8 protein-coding genes are annotated in these 17,191 nt (G+C 70.9%); 6 read left to right on the top strand and 2 right to left on the bottom strand.

Features of this window, described 5'->3' with window-relative positions; translation table 11 throughout:
- The first annotated feature begins 546 nt into the window (after nt 1-546).
- The gene (locus tag CG736_RS06105) at nt 547-1,716 is read left to right on the top strand and encodes a cytochrome P450 (RefSeq protein ID WP_100585143.1); all 1,170 of its coding nucleotides are present in this window, start codon (nt 547-549) and stop codon (nt 1,714-1,716) included.
- A gap of 498 nt (nt 1,717-2,214) precedes the next feature.
- Here CG736_RS06105 and CG736_RS06100 read toward each other — a convergent pair whose 3' ends face one another.
- Both CG736_RS06100 and CG736_RS06095 read right to left on the bottom strand, forming a co-directional pair.
- Nucleotides 2,215-3,966 carry a hypothetical protein gene (locus CG736_RS06100; RefSeq protein ID WP_100585142.1) on the bottom strand — a complete coding sequence of 584 codons (1,752 nt, stop codon included), beginning with the start codon at nt 3,964-3,966 and terminating at the stop codon, nt 2,215-2,217.
- Between the two features lie 43 nt (nt 3,967-4,009).
- Nucleotides 4,010-5,443 carry a hypothetical protein gene (locus CG736_RS06095; protein WP_100585141.1) on the bottom strand — a complete coding sequence of 478 codons (1,434 nt, stop codon included), beginning with the start codon at nt 5,441-5,443 and terminating at the stop codon, nt 4,010-4,012.
- A gap of 300 nt (nt 5,444-5,743) precedes the next feature.
- Between CG736_RS06095 and CG736_RS06090 the strand changes: the two genes are divergently transcribed.
- From CG736_RS06090 to CG736_RS06070, 5 genes are read left to right on the top strand one after another with little or no spacing between them, the layout of a single operon-like run.
- Nucleotides 5,744-8,299 carry a DUF6603 domain-containing protein gene (locus CG736_RS06090; protein ID WP_157815435.1) on the top strand — a complete coding sequence of 852 codons (2,556 nt, stop codon included), beginning with the start codon at nt 5,744-5,746 and terminating at the stop codon, nt 8,297-8,299.
- A gap of 12 nt (nt 8,300-8,311) precedes the next feature.
- A complete protein-coding gene (locus CG736_RS06085; RefSeq protein WP_100585139.1) occupies nt 8,312-10,495 on the top strand; it encodes a hypothetical protein in 2,184 nt (727 codons plus the stop codon).
- Between the two features lie 45 nt (nt 10,496-10,540).
- Nucleotides 10,541-14,353 carry a hypothetical protein gene (locus CG736_RS06080; RefSeq protein ID WP_100585138.1) on the top strand — a complete coding sequence of 1,271 codons (3,813 nt, stop codon included), beginning with the start codon at nt 10,541-10,543 and terminating at the stop codon, nt 14,351-14,353.
- Nucleotides 14,350-15,474, top strand: a complete 1,125-nt coding sequence (locus CG736_RS06075) for a hypothetical protein (RefSeq protein WP_100585137.1) — start codon at nt 14,350-14,352, stop codon at nt 15,472-15,474. Before CG736_RS06080 ends, CG736_RS06075 begins: the two co-directional genes overlap by 4 nt.
- A gap of 30 nt (nt 15,475-15,504) precedes the next feature.
- Nucleotides 15,505-17,169 (top strand): YncE family protein, encoded by a 1,665-nt coding sequence (locus CG736_RS06070; RefSeq protein ID WP_100585136.1) that lies wholly within the window; start codon nt 15,505-15,507, stop codon nt 17,167-17,169.
- Nucleotides 17,170-17,191 lie beyond the last annotated feature (22 nt).

Raw genomic sequence — 17,191 nt, 5'->3', positions numbered from 1 at the left:
GGCAGTAACGTCACACCATCGCCATAGGTCGATCACAGGCTGTCTCAAACGGAGCACATCACACCGTCATATGCCTGCGAAGCAGCGGGCACTGTGGCGAAATCGGTCCCGTACGCCCCATGAAACGCGTCGTTCCTCACAGGCCACCCGTCGCAAACCCGCCAATGGACCTTCCGGCCCGGTCGCGCAAGTGCGTCCGCGCCCGGCGCCGCCACGACCGGGCCGGGTTCACGGGAACCGTCGACGCCGCCGGCGACGACGCCCTAGACTCCCGTCCGCACTCGCGCAGAAGAACGTCCTCGACCATCGTCCGGCCGCCCGGGAACACCTCCGCACGACGCTCACCACCCGGTTCGGGCGAACCGACCGCCGGCGCCGCCGACAGCTCCGGCAGAACCGTTCGACCACCACCGACTTCGAGACGATCGCGAACCACCACCGCCCGGCGGCACACCAACCAGCTGTCACCGATCCGCGCATCGGTCCCGGCCGTTCGCGCCCGGCACCCGGTGGCCGGGCCCGGTGACGCCCAGTCAGGAGGCAGCGATGCAAGCCACGTTCCCCTTCACCACACCGCACCACCTCGACAACGAGCCCGAGGCCGAGGCCCTGCTCGCGCAGGCTCCGGTCGTCCGCGCCGCGATCGGTCCGGCGAACGTCTGGCTCGCCCTCTCCTACAGGGCGGTGCGCCAGGTACTGAGCGACAGCCGGTTCAGCCGGGAGGCGGCCACGCTTCCGGGCAGCCCGCTGAAGCTGTCCGTCGCCACCGACCCGCTCCTGGTCACCAGCCTGGACGGCGAGCGCCACGCCCGCCTGCGCAAGCTGATGTCACAGGCGTTCAGCCCGCGCATGGTCGATCAGCTCGAACCCCGCGTGCAGTCCGTCGTGGACTCCCTGCTCGACTCCCTCGATCCCACCGCGGACCTGGTGGCAGGCCTCTGCGCCCCGCTCCCGCTGATGGTCATCTGCGAGCTGCTCGGCGTGCCCTACTCCGAGGCGGAGGCCATCCGCAGGTGGACCAGGCGCCTGTTCGTCACGAACATCACTCCGGACGAACTGCAGGCCGCACAGGGCGAGATGCAGGCCTGGCTCGCCGACCTGGTCCGCCAGAAGCGGGCGCAGCCGGACGACGGGTTGATCTCGGCGATGGTCGCCGCCAACGACGAGGGCGACCACCTCACCGAACCCGAGCTGCTGGCCAACCTCGAAGGCCTGCTGATCGCCGGCCACGAGACGACCGTCAACCAGCTGGGCAACTCCTTCCTGACCCTGCTGCGCCACCCGGACCAACTCGCGCTGCTGCGCTCGTCACCGGACCTGATCGCACCGGCGGTCGACGAACTGCTGCGCTACAGCAGGCTCTTCACCTCGGCCGAGGTCCGGGTCACCACCGAGCCCGTCGAACTGGAGGGCGTCGAACTCGGCGCGGGCGAACCGGTCCTGCCGGTCATCGTCGCGGCCAACCACGACCCCGCCGTGTACCCCGACCCCGGCCGCTTCGACATCACCCGCGAAGGACCGGCCGCGCACCTCGCCTTCGGCCACGGGCCGCACTTCTGCCTCGGCGCGATACTGGCCCGCCGCGAGATGCGCGTGGCGATCAGCTCCGTGGTGAAGCGCTGCCCGAACCTGCGCCTCGCCGTCGACGAGTCCGAACTCACCTACGTACCGGAACTCGTCTTCCGCGGCCTCCAGTCACTGCCCGTCACCTGGTGACACCCCCCTCCCCAGCCCGCCGGGACCCCCGATCCCCCCGCACCCGACCACCAACGGATCAGGGGTCCGGGCACGACATCCCCCGCCGGAGCGCTCAGCCGGGCCCGTCGTAGCCGCGCACTTCCCCGAACCGGGTGCCGTCCTCCCGGCCGCTCCGCGCCTGCGCGACCTCCTCGCCGGTGCGGCCGATGAAGTCCCACCGCGTACCACGACTCTGCGTGCAAGCACCCCGAGAGCCGGTTCTTGAGGTACATGCCCCGTCCCCCAGCCCGCTTCCTCCGTCACACGTCCCGGTTCTGGCACGCGGCGTCGACTCCATCCGTGCCCGGCACCGGGGGAGGATTTCCCGGTGGGGTAGTGGCCGGCTCCGCGCCGCCTTCCTGGTGACGCCGACCGCTGCGCTCGATCCTTGACCGCACCGGGTGGTCGGCCCAGGTCGGGCGTGCGGGTGGAGGCGGTGACCGGGCATCAGCCACCGCCGCAAATGCGGTTGTACGCCTACGGCTTGACCGAGATGAAGACCATCGCCCCGCCGGTCTCCTTCTCGTGGACGGCGAACACGACCGCCTTGCGGGCCGCGGAGTAGCCGATCGTGATCCGGTCTGCCTTGCCCAGCTTGCCCAGCAGCTCGGTGACCGACTCGTCGGCCACGCCGAGCAACTTCGCCAGGTCCGCCAGCGACACCCCGGCCGTGTCGGTGCAGGTCGCGGTGAAGTCGGAGGTCTGGGTGTTGGCGATCCTGAACTCCAGCAGCCGGGGGTTCGCGGGATCGCCGGACGGGAGTTCCAGGTACAGGGCGGCCTCGACCGTCGGGGTGTAGCCGGATCCGGAGCTCTTCTTCGCGAGGCCGATCCTCATCTCGAATCCGGCATCGATGCTGCCCAACGGAAACCCGGCCACGACGGCGAAGCCCAGACCGGTCCTGGACCCGTACGTCACCGACAGCAGGTCGATGCTGACGTCCTTGAGCAGCGCCGGCGCGCTCACCCCGAACAGCCCGAAGGCGTCCGCGAGTTGGAGGTGGGAGGCGTTCGCGGCGAGCTGCCAGCCCTGGTCCTTCGTCCAGTCGGCGTGGACGTCCAGGACCGCTGCCCCGAGGTCCCACTCGGCGTCCAGGGACGCACTCAGCGAAGTGCCCTGTTTGCCCATCGACAGCTGTAGACCCGACAGGGCGATCTCGTCGGTGATCGACCACAGGTCGTCGAAGGCGATGTCGAACCCGTACCCGGCGCCCTCGCCGACCAGTACGCCCCACACGTCCAGGCGGCTGATCACGGTGTCCGGCATCGCGGGCAGCTCGGGGGCGTAGGTGGCGAGCAGCTTCTTCAGGCCGACCGGCCGCTTCGTCCGTCCGCTGATCCGCCAACTCGGGTACTCGACCTGGAGGACGACGGAGATCTCGTCGTCCACGGCGACCTCACCGGCGAAGATGAGGCTCAACCGGGGTTTGGCGCCTCTCGGCCCGATGACGTTCACCAGGACGCACGGCCGGCGGACGACGAGCTTCCCGTCGAAGATCCGCCACTCCGGGCCCAGCTCCACTTCCGCCTGCAGAGTGAACAGCCGGGCGGCTCCCGCGTTCGTCCCCGGGTCGAAGACCACCGCCAAGGCGCTCACCCGCACGTCCTCGACGGCCGACGTGATCTCGTTCGGCAGCACGTAGCCCGAGCCGTCCGGGCGGCCGGTCAGTTTCTCCAGGGCCTTCAGGCTGTCCGGCTTGCTGCCCAGGGTGACCGGAGCGAAGCGTCCGTCCAGCCGCCAGGCGTCGTGCGCGGCCGGCTGATAGCCCCACAGATAGGGCCGGTTCCCCTGGCCGGAGTCCGGGAAGGCCAGCGCCACCCCGAAGCCGGTGCCCGCCCGCACCCGGTCGTCACGCCCCGCTTCCACCCCGAACACGAACCAGGTCTCCGACACTCCGAGGCCGTCAACAGCCTTGCGCGCCGACCGCAGCGAATCCGGCAGTTCGGCGCCCGGCGGCAGCCGCGCCTCGACCCGGACGCCGGCGACGTTCTCCCGCAACAGGTCCGGCAGGAACGTCACCCGGCTGCGGACGGTGCCGTAGGTCTTCCAGTCCAGGTCGCCGACGATCCACAACTCGTCCGCATTCGGCTGCGCGTCGGTGAGCGCGAGCTTTCCCTGTTTCAGGTACTGGGTGCACTCGTTCGCCAGCCCCTCGATTCCGGTGGTTCCGGGGTCGAGCTCGAATGTCTTGCCGAACTTCGCACGCAGCTCGGCAACGGACAACACCATGGGACCTCCTTGAACAGCGCCGTCGGGGGTGCCTCGACCCTCGTCAGGGGAGGGGGTGCTCCCCCAGCAGCCTGAGTCTGTAGTCACCGGGTTTCGGATGGTCGAGGGTGAGGTGCCAGTCCCGCCCGAACTCGTCGACGGCGGGGATGTCGCCGGTCCGGGTGGCCTTGGTCGCCTTGCGTTCCTTGAGGAAGAGGCTGGTGAAGACCGACTCGTCGTCCGGCTTGGCACCCGCCCCTTTCATGGCGAAGCCCGAACGGCCCTTTCCCTTGACGCGTTCCTGGTAGTACGCGTAGCAGTGCGGTTCGGTGTCCGACCGGCCGATGGCCGGCTTCGGCGAAATTCCGCGCCACGCGGCCAGGATCGCGTCCACATGGCTGGACGAGGGGATGTAGGAACCGTTGAACAACTTGGTCCCGGAGCTGATGAACATTCCGCCCGGCGCGAGCCACTTGATCCACGGCCCACTGGTGGAGGTCTTGCTCCCGTGGTGTCCCACCTTCAGCCAGACATTCCGGGCTTCACCACCGAGCTCCGGCAGGTCGGCCTTCTTGTACTGCTCGGCGATCGTGGTCTCGTTCTCCTCGATGGCATCTGCCATCAGCCAGACCTTCTGCCTCTTCCCGTCCGAGGCCTTGGCTCCCAGCAGAAGCAGCACGATGCTGATCGAGTTCGACCACCGCCCCTTGTCGTCGACCAAGACCTGATCCGCGAGTTTCCGCAGCCGTTCCACCTCGGACGGCGCGCCCTCGATCTGCGCCCGAACCTTGACCGTGATTCCCTTCGCCCAGCTGCGGTCCGGCTTGGCCCCCGGATGGTCCGGATCGCTCGGATCGAGTCTGATGGCCGCGACCCGCTCCCGGACCGCCGCCTCCCGCTGCTTGACGTACTCCCTCTCCCTCTCGTTGACGCCGTAGTGCCTGGTGAACCACAGGTCCGGGGTCGGGGACAGCAGCTGCGCGCTGACCAGAAGAAGTCGCGCGCCGTCTCCCGCCCTTCCGAAGCCGATGTCGAACGGGCGCGGCGAGACGGGGTAGTAGCAGCGCTCCGAAGCATTCGTGAGGTTCGTGCTCTTCTCGATCAGGTTCCGGACGAAGTCCCTTCCGCCTTCCCGGTAGTGACCCGGCTCGGCCGTGTAGAGGAAACGGTCGATCTGATAGCGGGATTTTCCATCCTTCCACAGCACCTCTTCAATCAAATTGAAATGATCCTCGTCCGGGTGACTGACCATCAGACAGTCGAGGCGGGGGCGGCTCTTGAGGAGCTTGTCCAGCTCAACCCGAAGGTGCGCGACCATTTCCTCCTTGCCGTCACCGGACCCCCCTCCGGACGGACTCAGCGGCCTGGACGCCTTGGTGGACCCACAGTCCAGAAGCACGCTCCCCAGCACCTTCCGCGCGCCGCTCTCGACCGTCCAGGACTGAATGAAGGTGCAGTCCCCCTGCCCCACATTGAAGAAGACCACATCAACCGGCATCGACCCTCCACGGGCTGCACAGGGGAAGCGCTTCCGACAGGCTTTCGAATCCACGGAATCCGGGACCGACCATCGCAGCCTTTGCCGCCCACGCCGCACGCGAGGCAATGGTCGGGCCACATCTATCCGAGCGGGGCATGAAAATCAAGCCGCAGCCTCCGATCGGGCGATATCACTCGTTCGAGCAGTAGTGGCGCACGCGGGAAACGGCTCGCATCGCATACAAATCACCTAGATCCAACAAAAGACGGCAGTTCGTATCAAATCAGTCCATCGGCTTTCTCGCTGGAGGGTGACCGCGTGACCGATGTACCCGTGACGAAGGGCGCCGCCGCCCTGCGGCTCCTGCTTCTGCGGCTCAACCTGTCGGCCGGCCTGTCCAGCCTTCCGGTGGTGGGCTCGCAGGTGCCGGAGGAGGTCGATGTCCGGCTGACGGGCCTGCGGGTCGACGTCGCCAACCGGCCGCTGGTCAGTGCCGACGTCACATTGGTCAATGCGCTGCTGACGGAGATGGTCAGTGACGGCAAGCTCCTGCTGCTGCCCGACGCCGCCTGGCCCGGCAGGACCCGCCTGGGCCTCAACGTCGAGCTCGGCGGCAAGGTCCTGCTGCTGGGGTCGCAGAACGGTTCGCCTGCCCCGCCCCCGCCGAACCAGGGGCCGGTCGTCCAGACCGGCGGGAACGACTTGGGCGGCACCCCGTCGACGGCCTGGTACACCGTGGACCAGGTCCTCGGGCCGGTGCATGTGGACCGCCTCGGGGTGGGCTTCGCCGACGGCACCGTGTGGCTGCTGGTCGACGCGGGGGTCGAGCTGGGCGGGCTGAAGCTCGCCGGGCGCGGGATGGGCCTGGGCGTCCCGCTGAATGATCCGGCGCGGATCACCCCCAGGCTGGACGGGCTGGGCATCGGTTTCTCCCGTCCGCCCATCGAGATCTCCGGCGCTCTGATCAACCAGGTCCGGAAGGGCTACCTCGTCTCCCTGCTGGGCGCCGCGGTGATCAACGTGCCGAGTTTCAGCCTCAGCGCCGTCGCGGGGTACGCACAGCGCGTCGACGCCCAGCCTTCGCTGTTCGTCTTCGGCCAGCTCGGCTTCCCGGCCGGGCAGGGCGTCGGGCCGCCGCCGTTCCGGGTGACGGGGGCGGCCGCCGGGTTCGGCTACAACAGCACCGTCCGGCTGCCGGACATCTCCGAGATCGACACCTTCCCGTTCATGCCATCGGCGGCGGGCAGCGGCGGCACGGACGCGATGGAGCTCGCCGACTCGCTCACCACGTCCGCCGGCGGGAAGAAGCCGTGGGTCAGTGAGGCCCCGGGGCGGGTCTGGCTGGCCGCCGGGCTGCGGTTCGACTCATTCCAATTCATCCACGCCCGGGCCCTGGTACTGGGCGAATTCGGCCTGAGCGGCTCGGACATCAGCCTCGCGCTGCTCGGCCAGGCCGACGCCGACTTCCCGCTCAAGTCGACCGGCAGTACCCGCTACGCACATGTCTCGCTGGCACTGCTGGCGACCTACACGTCACGGGAGAACGCGCTTCGGGTGCAGGCTCAGATCCAGCCGGGCTCGTTCCTGGTGCACCCGTCGTGCAGACTCTCCGGTGATGCCGCGTTCGTCCTGTGGTTCGGCCCGCAGCACGCCGGGGACTTCGTCCTGACCGTCGGCGGCTACCACCCGAAGTTCCAGGTTCCGGACCACTACCCGAGAGCCAGGCGGCTCGCCATCGAGTGGGACGCCGGACCGGTGTCGCTGCGCGGCGCCTGCTACGCGGCACTGACCCCGTCGGCGTTCATGGTCGGCGCCGAACTCGACGTGGCGTTCCACGAGGGCCCCATCCACGCCTGGTGCCGCGCCGTGCTCGACGCGCTGATCCAGTGGGACCCGTTCCAGTTCCGGGTGACGCTGTCGGTGCGGATCGGCGTGCGGATCGACATCCTCATCCCGATCAGCGCGGAGATCGGCGTCGACCTCGACCTGTGGGGCCCGCCGACCGGCGGCATCGCCCACGTGCACGTCGCGTTCGGCTGGACGTTCGACGTCCGCTTCGGGGAGGACCCGCCGGCCCACCCGAAACTCCTCGACTGGGACAGGTTCGTCGCGCAGATGCTGCCGGGCCCGGTGGTCCAGGTGCTGGTCGAAACCGGCCGACTGCCCGCGAAGCCCGCCGGCGGAGCGGCCGAGAAACCCGACGAGATCTGCGAGGTGTCCCGCGACGGCTTCACCGTGCTGACCCGGACCGGCATTCCGGCCTCCCAGATTGTCCTGGCCACTCCCGGCCACACCGGGAAGACCGACCCCGGCAAGACCATCACCGTCCGACCGGCCGGGGCCACCGCCACATCCGTGCACAAGGTCACCGTCACGCACGACGGAGCCGTCGTCGACCCCGTCGAGGACCCCTACCGGTGGACGGTCGAACACGTCACCGGCAAGGTGCCGCTCGGCCTCTGGGGCAAGGCGCTCGGCTCCGCCGACCAGGCCCCGCCGCTGCCCGTGCCCAAGGCGAGACCCGAACTCACCGACGGGCTGACGGGCGCCCTGATCACAGCCCCGCGCCGCTCCCCCGCGGGCTGGACGGTGAAAGCCGCGGAGACGGCGATCGGCCGCGAGACGCAGGCGATTCCCGAGAAGCCGCTGCTCGCCACCGCCCAGTCCGGCAGCGCCCCCACCAGGCCGTACGACCGCGGCAAGCTCGCCGCCAAGCTCACCGGCACCGACCGCAAACCCCTGCTGGACGCCCTCGCGGCCTGCCAGGTGGCTCCCCCGCCCGGCGGCAGTCTCACCGACTCGCTGGCCGACTACGCCGAGCACATCCATTCCTACCTGCGTACCGATCCGATGACACGCAGTTCAGAGACCTGAGGCGGCTCCCCCATGACCACGGACCAGGTCGGTGCCGACCGTGAACTGACCCTGCACGACCACTGGCCGGGCGTACCGACCGGAAAGTACGTCATCACGGCCGAGCACACCGCCGAGGGCACGGCGGACGGGAAGAAGTTCAAGCAGACCTTCACCGGGTCCCGCACCCTGTACGTGCGCGGCCCCCGGTTCGTGCTCACCCCCGAGCAGGTGCACGCCTGCTACCCGGCTCCCGGGGCGGCCGGGGCCTTCGCCGACGACCTGCCGCACGCCGTCCTCGCCCCGGCCGTCCTGCCGTGGGAGCGCGTCCTCGACAAGGGGCGGCCCGAGGTGCCGTGGCTGGCGCTGCTCGTCCTGCACGAGAAGGACCTGCCCGTCGACCCGGCCACCGGGCGGGCCGACCAGACCCGGTCGGTGAAGGAACTGCTGCCCGGCGCGGGGCACGTGCAGCCGCCCAAGGTCCTGCTCCCCGCCCTCACCGAGGAGCAGGACCCCAAGCACCCGGAGTCCTGCCGCACCGTCGACGTGCCCGCCGACTGCTTCACCGACGTGCTGCCCCGCTTCGACGAACTGCCGCTGCTCAGCCACGTCCGGCGGGTCTCCGGCACCGGCGGCGGCGACCACGCGGTGCTGCTCGCCAACCGGCTGCCGCGCACCGCGGGCCGGTACACCGCGCACGTCGTGTCCCTCGAAGGCTTCACCGCGAAGCAGCTCTCCGGCGGGTCACCGCTGATGCCCGACGGGAAGCCCGCCGAGAAGGTGCGGCTGGTGTCCCTGTGGTCCTGGGACTTCGCGGTGTCCGGAACCGCAGCCCCCAGCTTCCTCTCCGTCGCGAAGCAGGTCGCCGCCAACAGCGCGGGCAGGCTGCCGCTGCGGCTGCCCGACGGCTCCACCGGGAAGACCGCCGTCTCCAAGCGGCTGGCCGACGGCTTCGTACCGGTCGGCCACCAACTCCCGGACGGCGCACGCACCTACGCCTGGTACCGCGGGCCGTTCACCCCCGTGGTGCCGCACTCGCTGCCCGTCGACGCCACCACCCTCACCTCGGAGGCGGAGGCCCTGATCTACTCGCAGGCGCACGGCGTCTTCGACGTCGGCTACGCCTCGGCGTTCGCCTTGGGCAAGGCCATCACGCTGGCCAACACCGACCTGGCGCGCTCGCTCGGCGAGGTCCGCGCGGCCGCCACCACGGCCGCCCAGGAACTCGCCAAACGACTGGCCCGCGGGCTGGACATCAACACCGGCCGGGTCCAGGCGAAGTCCTTCGGCGCTCCGGCCGCCCACCCGGGCCGGCTCGCCACCGCCGCCTTCGCCCGACTCGCCACAGACGGCCCACTGCTCGCCGAACCACCGGCACCCGCCGCCGACCCCGGAGCCGCTACCCGGAAGCCGGACGCACCGACGCTGCAACCCGTGGTGGACGCCACCACGGGCCCCCACGCGCAGGCCGCCGTCCGCACCGTGGTCGCCCAGTACCTCGACCGCGTCACCGGCGCCGGACTCGACCCGGCCAGACTGCTCGCCGCCGTCCCCTTCGACCATCTGGTGCCCGACCCCGGGCTGCTGCCGCCCGAGAGCGTCCGCCTGTTCCACGTCGACCCGGCCTGGCTCAGGGCTCTGACGGCCGGAGCCGGCAGCCTCGGGCTGTGCACCAGCCTCGACCTGGCCCTGCACGACGAAGTCACCAAGCAGGTGCTCGCCGCCTCCGCCCCGCCGGCCGCCGGCCTGCTGCTGCGCTCCGCCCTGTGCCGGGACTGGCCGGGCCTCCAGGTCGTCGCCCGGCGCAACAAGGGCGCGGAGGACGTGCTGAGCGGCGCTCCCCGGTTCCTCGCCGCCGACCTCCTGCTGGCCTTCTTCACCGCGGCCCCCGACAGCGTGGTCCTCCGGCAGCCCTCCCAAGTGCTCCACTTCGGCCTGGACGGCACCGACCTGATCAAGCTGCGCTACGCCCGGCCCGAGGACGGCGAGGTGGGCTCCAGCATGGCTCGTGACTTCACCGGCGTCCCGCTGCGGCAGCCGAAGAACCCCGCCCGGACGCGTGAGGTGCTGGACACCGGCAGGCTCCGGGCGGCCGTGAAGGACAGGCTTTGCGAGAGCCCGCCCCGCTGGGACTCCGCCACGGCGTTGCCGCCCGGCGTGCTCGGCCTGCAACTCCTCAACTCCCAGTGCCAGCTGGTCATCGAAGCAGCGAAGTGACAGCCGGCCGGCTTCTCCGCGCCACGGACAAGGAACGCCCTGACGATGAGTGACCCCCAAGCCCTGCTCGTGCCGGTCGAGGTGGCGGCGATGGCCGCCACCGACAAGCTGACCAACGCGAGCGCGGACCCCTTCTACCGGTGGGTGCCGAAGTTCTACAAGCGCGAACGGCCCGCGAACCCGGAGCCGGAGCCGTTCGTCACCACCCCCCTGACGGGCGAGCAGGCCCGCGGTGTCTACCTGCACTGGCGCCTCCCGGACGCGTTGCTGCGCGGGCGGCTCGACCTCGCGTCCGACCGGATCCCGGCCACCGGGCCCGCCTTCCCGACCATCCCCAACCGGTGGCTGGTGCTGCGCCACTTCCGGCCCGCCGACCCGGCCGCGCCGCTGCCCCCGGCCGGTGGCTGGCTCGTCCACAGCGACTACCTGGACGCGTCCCACGGCACCGTGCCGTACCTGCACGAGGGCAGGGCGACCAAGCTCGGCACCAGCATCGACCTGGCGGGAACGGCCTGGACGGAGCCCGTGAACGCGCCCTTCCTCACCGCCGCCGGACCCGGACTCCCGGACTTCCCGGTCTTCCAGTCGTACAACGCCGACGTGCTGTCGTTCCACGACCCGCTCGGAGAGCACGTCACCGCCGACGGCACGATCAGCTACCTGGTGGCGGGCTGGCACTCGGCGGCGGACCAGGACCCGCTGTCCGCCGAACAGATCAGGGAACTGCTGGAGTTCCGCGGCGAGTACGGCCACCACGGCACCGACCGGGCCAGGTTCGAGGCGGCGCTGGCCGCCCTCGGCTGGCAGCGGCCGGCCGGCAGCCCGCTCGTGCACCGCTCCCTGTACGTGGGCACCGTCCTCGGGCTCGCCTGGCGGGTGGACGGCCTGCCCGACTCCGATCTGCCCACCGACCCCAAGGGCGCCCTGACCGTGGCGGTGGGCAACAGCGCCGCCGACGCCCGCTCGGCCCTGCGGGAGGGCGCCGCCGCCGAGGACCGGCTGCTGCTGGAGGCGTTCGACCACGGCGTCCTCGACGAGCTCGACGACGCCCTGACCGACCACGGGCGCGACATCATGAACGACGCCGCACACCGCACCTGGTTCGCGCCCTCACCCGCCGGATTCACCTGGCAGATCGTCGACCGCCCCGGCTCCCAGTCCCCTCCGCCGCCCCCGACCGAAGCCACCGCCGAACTGGCGTGGCTGACCAGCCTCAACGCCCGCCAGCAGTCCTTCGACGACGGGATCCGGAAACTCGCCGGGCTGCGGGAACGGCTCTACGACCTGTGGTGGTGGACCTACAACCGCAAGAAGCCGACCGAAGAGATCAAGACCTTCCTGGCCGAGGCCGCCGTCCAACTCGACCCGGCCCAGGACGGTCTCGCCAAGGAGACCGAGGCGCAGCAGGAACGGTGCTACGGGATCGACGGCAAGGGCGGACTCCGCGCGGCGATCCCCTGGGGGAACACGCCCGCCGAGTTGCAGGCCCGCATCGACGCGTACCGCCGGGACAACAAGCTGTCCACCGGCAAGCCGCTCGCCGCCCACCGCGAGGTCAAGCGGGTCCCCGTGGCGCCCTACCAGCGGCCCACCGACCCGGTCGTGCTGATCAGCGGCAAGGGCGCCCGCATGGCCGCCCCCCGCAGCGGCCCGCTGCCGTGCCACCTGGCCGGGCAGCTGCTGAAGGCGGTCGCCCTGGAGGGAAGCACGCCCGTCACGCCGACGAAGGTGCCGGCCGCCCCCGCCCACCTGTCCTCCGTCACCGCACTGCTGACCTGGGCCCCGGTGACCGCCCTGCTCACCCACTTCGCCGTCCTGGAGGAGGCGGCCCGGCTGATCTGGCCCACCGGCAGCCCCGACCACCGGCCACGCGGCCCGCTGCGCCTGCTGAAGCACGACGGCAAGGCCCTGACGATCACCGACCACGACGGCACGGCCGGGGTCTGGCCCGAGTTCACCGACCTGTGGCGGCAGCCGTGGCAGCCGCTCTACCTGCTCTGGGCGGTGCACTGCTACCCGCTGCCCTACCGGACCGGCAGCGGGAGCGGCGCCGCCACCCACTGGACCTTCGACGGCCGGGTCCACCGGTGGAACGGCACCTCCCCCCGGCCCTACCAGACCGTCAAGGGCCGCTCCCGGCTGTCCGCGCTGCCCGGCTTCGCGGTGCGCGCCCGGGCCGAGGAGTACATCGGCCGCTACGTCACCGACAGCGCGCTGGCGCAGAGGATCCGCGATCAGGCGGGCTCCGACCACAACCGCGACCAGATCTCCCAGTCCCTCGACGGTCTCAACGCCTGGCTCGCCCAGCGCAAACCGTCCCACCACTTCGACCCGCTCAGCGGGACGAGCGGGCCCCTGCTGACCACCGAACCCGTCATCGCGAACCCCGAGACCGCCGCCACCCTGCACCACTTCGACCCGGTGCGCTCCGCCCAGGTCGTCATCGAGGAACTGACCCTGGTCGACCAGTTCGGCCGCGTCTGCAAGGCCGTCAACGAGACCACGGCCGCGCAGATCCGTCCCAGGCGTGCGACCAGTGTCCAGCCCGACCCGGACCCCGCCGATCCGAGCAGGCCGCTGGTCGCCGACCGGGCCGTGGCCGGCTGGGAGTACCGCTACGTCCAACTGCCGCCCCGGCTGCACCAGCCGGCCCGCACCTGCCTGGAGTGGCTGCGCCACACCGACGACAACCAGCCCGTGCCCGTCGGCGCCCAGCCCGTCGATCCCGGCCACAGTCCGGTCTGCGGCTGGCTGGTGCCCAACCCGAGGGAACAGTCCCTGCTGGTGTACGGCGCCGACGGTGCGGGTCTCGGCGAACTGCACGTGGCCGGGCCCGCCACCGCCGAGCGGGTCGACTGGCTGCCGCTGCCCGGTTCGCCCTGGCTGACCCGCGACCGGATCACGGCCGACCCCGACGTCTTCACCCTCGCTCACCCCCACCTCGGCGGCCTGCTGCGCTGGCTGCTGAAGCCGCAGCCGAAGACCCCCGCCGAGGGGCCGCCGGCGTTCCGCGACCTGCTCGCGGTCATCGACCTCGCGCTGCACACCATCGCACCCCCCGACCAGCACACCGGCCCGCACTGGACGCTGCTCGCCGGACGGCCGCTGGCCCTGGTCCGGGCCAGGGTGCGGATCGACCTGGCCGCGCCCCCGTTGTACGACGCCACCTGGAAGCGGCTCCCGCTCGGCCCGCGCGACGACGACGGCAACGTCCTTCGCGCGGCGCGCTGGCCGGTGCGGCTGGGCGACGCCCACCGGGCCGGCGACGGCCTGGTCGGCTACTTCACGACCGACCCGGCCAAGGCCAACAGCAGGGCCACCCCGTACCACCGGCTGTTCACCGGGCACCGGCCGCCGCACCCGGAGTCGTCGTTCCCGCTGCCGATCGACGCGGCCGCCGACCTCCGCGTCCTGGCCGCCCACGCCGACGACTCCGCCGCACCGCCCGCCGCCGACGCCGCCGCCGCCTGGGCGACGCTGCTGATCGACCCGTGGGCCTCCGTGCACGCCCACAGCGGCATCCTGCCGGCCGTCGCCACCCGCCTGCCCGAACCGTTCGTCCGCGGCCCCATGGCCACCCTGTCGCCCGCGCTGCGCACCGGCCCCGTCCTGGCGGGCGTGCTGCCGGGCACACCGGTACCGGGCGACCGCGGACCGTCCGTCGCACTGCCCACCTCGGCGGCCTGGCAGGGCAGTTGGTCCTGGGCGGAACGCACGCCCGCCGGCGTCCCCGGCCCCTGGTCGAGCCTCCCGCTGGCCGACACCAACAGCGGCGCCCATCCGCCTTCCGCCGCGCCCGTGGCCCGCACCGGATTCCTCACCCTCACCCCGGAACAGCAACGAAGGAACACCACGTGACCACGACCTCCAGCGCCGCCCAGCGGCTGGTCTGCGTGCTCGACACCACCACAAGCGGCCTGGTGCACACCGGCGATGCCCAGCGGAGGGCGCCGAGCGCGCTGCGCCTGACGGTGGGCAACCCCGGCACCGAGACGCTGCGGTGCGAGCGGGTCACCCTGTCGCTGCCGGTCGGCGACGGACCCGGCAGCCTCACCACCGACGTGGACCGGCTCCGGCTGGCCGACCCGGCGGACGGCTGGCAGCTCCGGGCCACCGGCCGGTCCCAGGTCACGCTGCTCCCCGACAGCGCCGGCACCGCCGACCTGGCGGCGGGCGAGACCCGCACCCTGCTGCTCGAAGGGCTGGCCCCGCACGGCTCCGTGGGATCCGTCGCCCTGGACAGCACCGTGCACTGGACGGCCGCCGGGGTCCCGGGCTCGGCCGCCGACACGTTCATCGTGTCCAAGACCGACGTGCACAACCTGCTGACGAACTTCCGGCCCAAGCACTCCGGCATCAGGAACGGCGAGACCGTCGAGATCAGCTGGAAAGGGCTGCCGGAGAAGGACCGCCCGGTCTACCGCCTGTTCTTCGACACGACGGAGATCAAAGCGGACGAGAAGCAGTACATGGACAAGGACGGGAACGGGAAGTACACCACACCGCCGCTTCAGCGGACCACGGCCTTCATGATGCTGGTCAAGTACAAGGGCACGGACTACGGCTGGACCATCGCCGTCACCGTCTCCGAACCGGACTTGACGGTGGGCCGGCTCACCAGCAACGGCGTCGTCCAGCTCCTGGGCACGCCGACCGCGCTGCTCGAAGACACCTCCGGCGAAACCTCGCCCTTCACCCGGACCTACAAGAGCGCCGAAACCGACGGACTGATCGCGGCCCGGCTGGACTGCGAGGAGGACGGGCAGGCGGTGGACTTCCTCGCCTCCGTCACCTCGGGCACACCCCCGACCACCCGCGCCACCGCGGCCTGCGCCCGCACGGCCTGGGTGCCGGAGAACGTCCTGGTGCCGGTGCCCAGAGGGGCCAAGGTCGAGCTGTCGATGCGGGCCGAGGCGGGCAGCTTCGGCGGCCAGATCACCTGGTTCCCGTTCGGCACGGGCCGGTTGAAGAGCAGCTGAACACCCGGACGAGAAAAGGACAGACCGCACATGACCGGCATCACCGCCGCCCTCACCCTCCCGGCCTCGGGCACGAACAAGGCCACCTGCTACCTGTTCCGGGGCACCTGGGCCGCCCGGTACGAACTGAACGGCACGCAATGGGAGTTCAAGAGCCCCTTCGACCTGCCCCAGCACCTCACCTGGTTCTGGCCGGGCCTGGCCGGAACAGCCGGGCACCGGCCCTACCCCGCAGCCTTCGGAGCCAAGGGTGAGATCTACTTCCTGCGCCCCGACCACCTGGTCCGCTACAACATCGCCAAGGACGAGGTGCAGAGCGAGGACGACGCCAAGCCGGAGAACACCTTCGACGTCACCAAGCTGCCCGGCGACTTCCTCGCCGAGCTCAGCGGTGCCATGGACACCACGAAGGGCGTCTACCTCTTCAGCGGCACCCGCTGGGCGCTGTTCAACCTGCAGAGCGGCAGCCTGAAGAAGCACGGCACCCTGGGCAGCTCCCTGCCGCACGGCATCGACGGAGGCTGCTGGCCGGACAAGGCCGCCAACGGCTACCTCTTCTCCGGCGACGAGTACTGGACCTGCACCGCCGACACCGGCGGCACCCTGACGGCCGCGGCTGGCGGCGCCGTCACCGACCTGTGGAAGAACGCCCCCCTCAAGCGCCCGCTCGCCGACATCTACGCCTCCGGCCTGGACGGAAAGCAGCCCGTTCGCTTCCGGACCACCATCGACCTGAGCACCGACGCCCTCCCCGGAACCTCACCGGTCACCGCAACCGGTACCGTGATCAAGGGCGCCGACCTGAGGGCCACATGGGACAGGTCGAGCTGGAGCATCTCGGGCGACGGCCGGCACGGCTTCCTCGTCAACGGCCCCAGGATCGTCGCGGTCGACCTGGCGAAGATCACCTCCGACGACCCGGTGATCCGCACGAAGACCATGACCAAGAACCTGTGGGACTGCGCCCTCACCAGTGACGGCAAATACCTGTGGACGGGCGGCGACGACACCGACAAGTGGGGAAAGATGCTCCACAGGGTCGACGTCGGCGCCGTGGACACCCAGGACTTCACGGTGACGTCGTACAACGTCTCGGGAGCGGTCTACGGCATCGCCCTGTCCGCCAAGGGCGACAAGGTCTACCCCGGCGTCCGCACCGACAACTCCGTCGTACAGGTACCGGTGACGAGCACCGCCGACGGATCCGTCATCAGCACGCTCTCCGGGGACACCGACTTCGGCCGGCCCCTCGTGGCCGTCAGCGTGGACGGCGCCACGGTCGCGTTCGTGATCGCGGCCGGCAAGTCGGTCAAGACGTTCAAGGGACAGGACGCGCCCAGGTCGGACGAACTGGGCAACCTGGTGACGGGTCTGGCCATGACACCTGACGGCACGCGGCTGTGCGCAGTGACCCTCAAGGACCAGTACGCCGCGGCCGTCGTGGACCTCACCAAGGCCGACAGCACCGTCCAGCACATCGAACTGCCCGACATCAAGTACCCCCGCGGCGTGGCCGTCGACCCCAACGGCCGCTACGCCTACGTCGCCGGCTACGTCTCGGCGAACCCCTACAACAAGGCACGCCTCTGGATCATCGACCTCGCCACGGCCACGTACCGCACATCCGTCGAAGCCGACTGGGAGTCGACGGAGACCGAGATCGACGACGTCGAGATCGCCTGGCGCTGGGCCTAGCCGAACCACGACCAGAGGGCCG

The sequence above is a fragment of the Kitasatospora sp. CB02891 genome (assembly GCF_002803145.1).
Lineage (GTDB): Bacteria > Actinomycetota > Actinomycetes > Streptomycetales > Streptomycetaceae > Kitasatospora > Kitasatospora griseola.
This window is presented reverse-complemented; position numbering and strand designations above follow the sequence as displayed.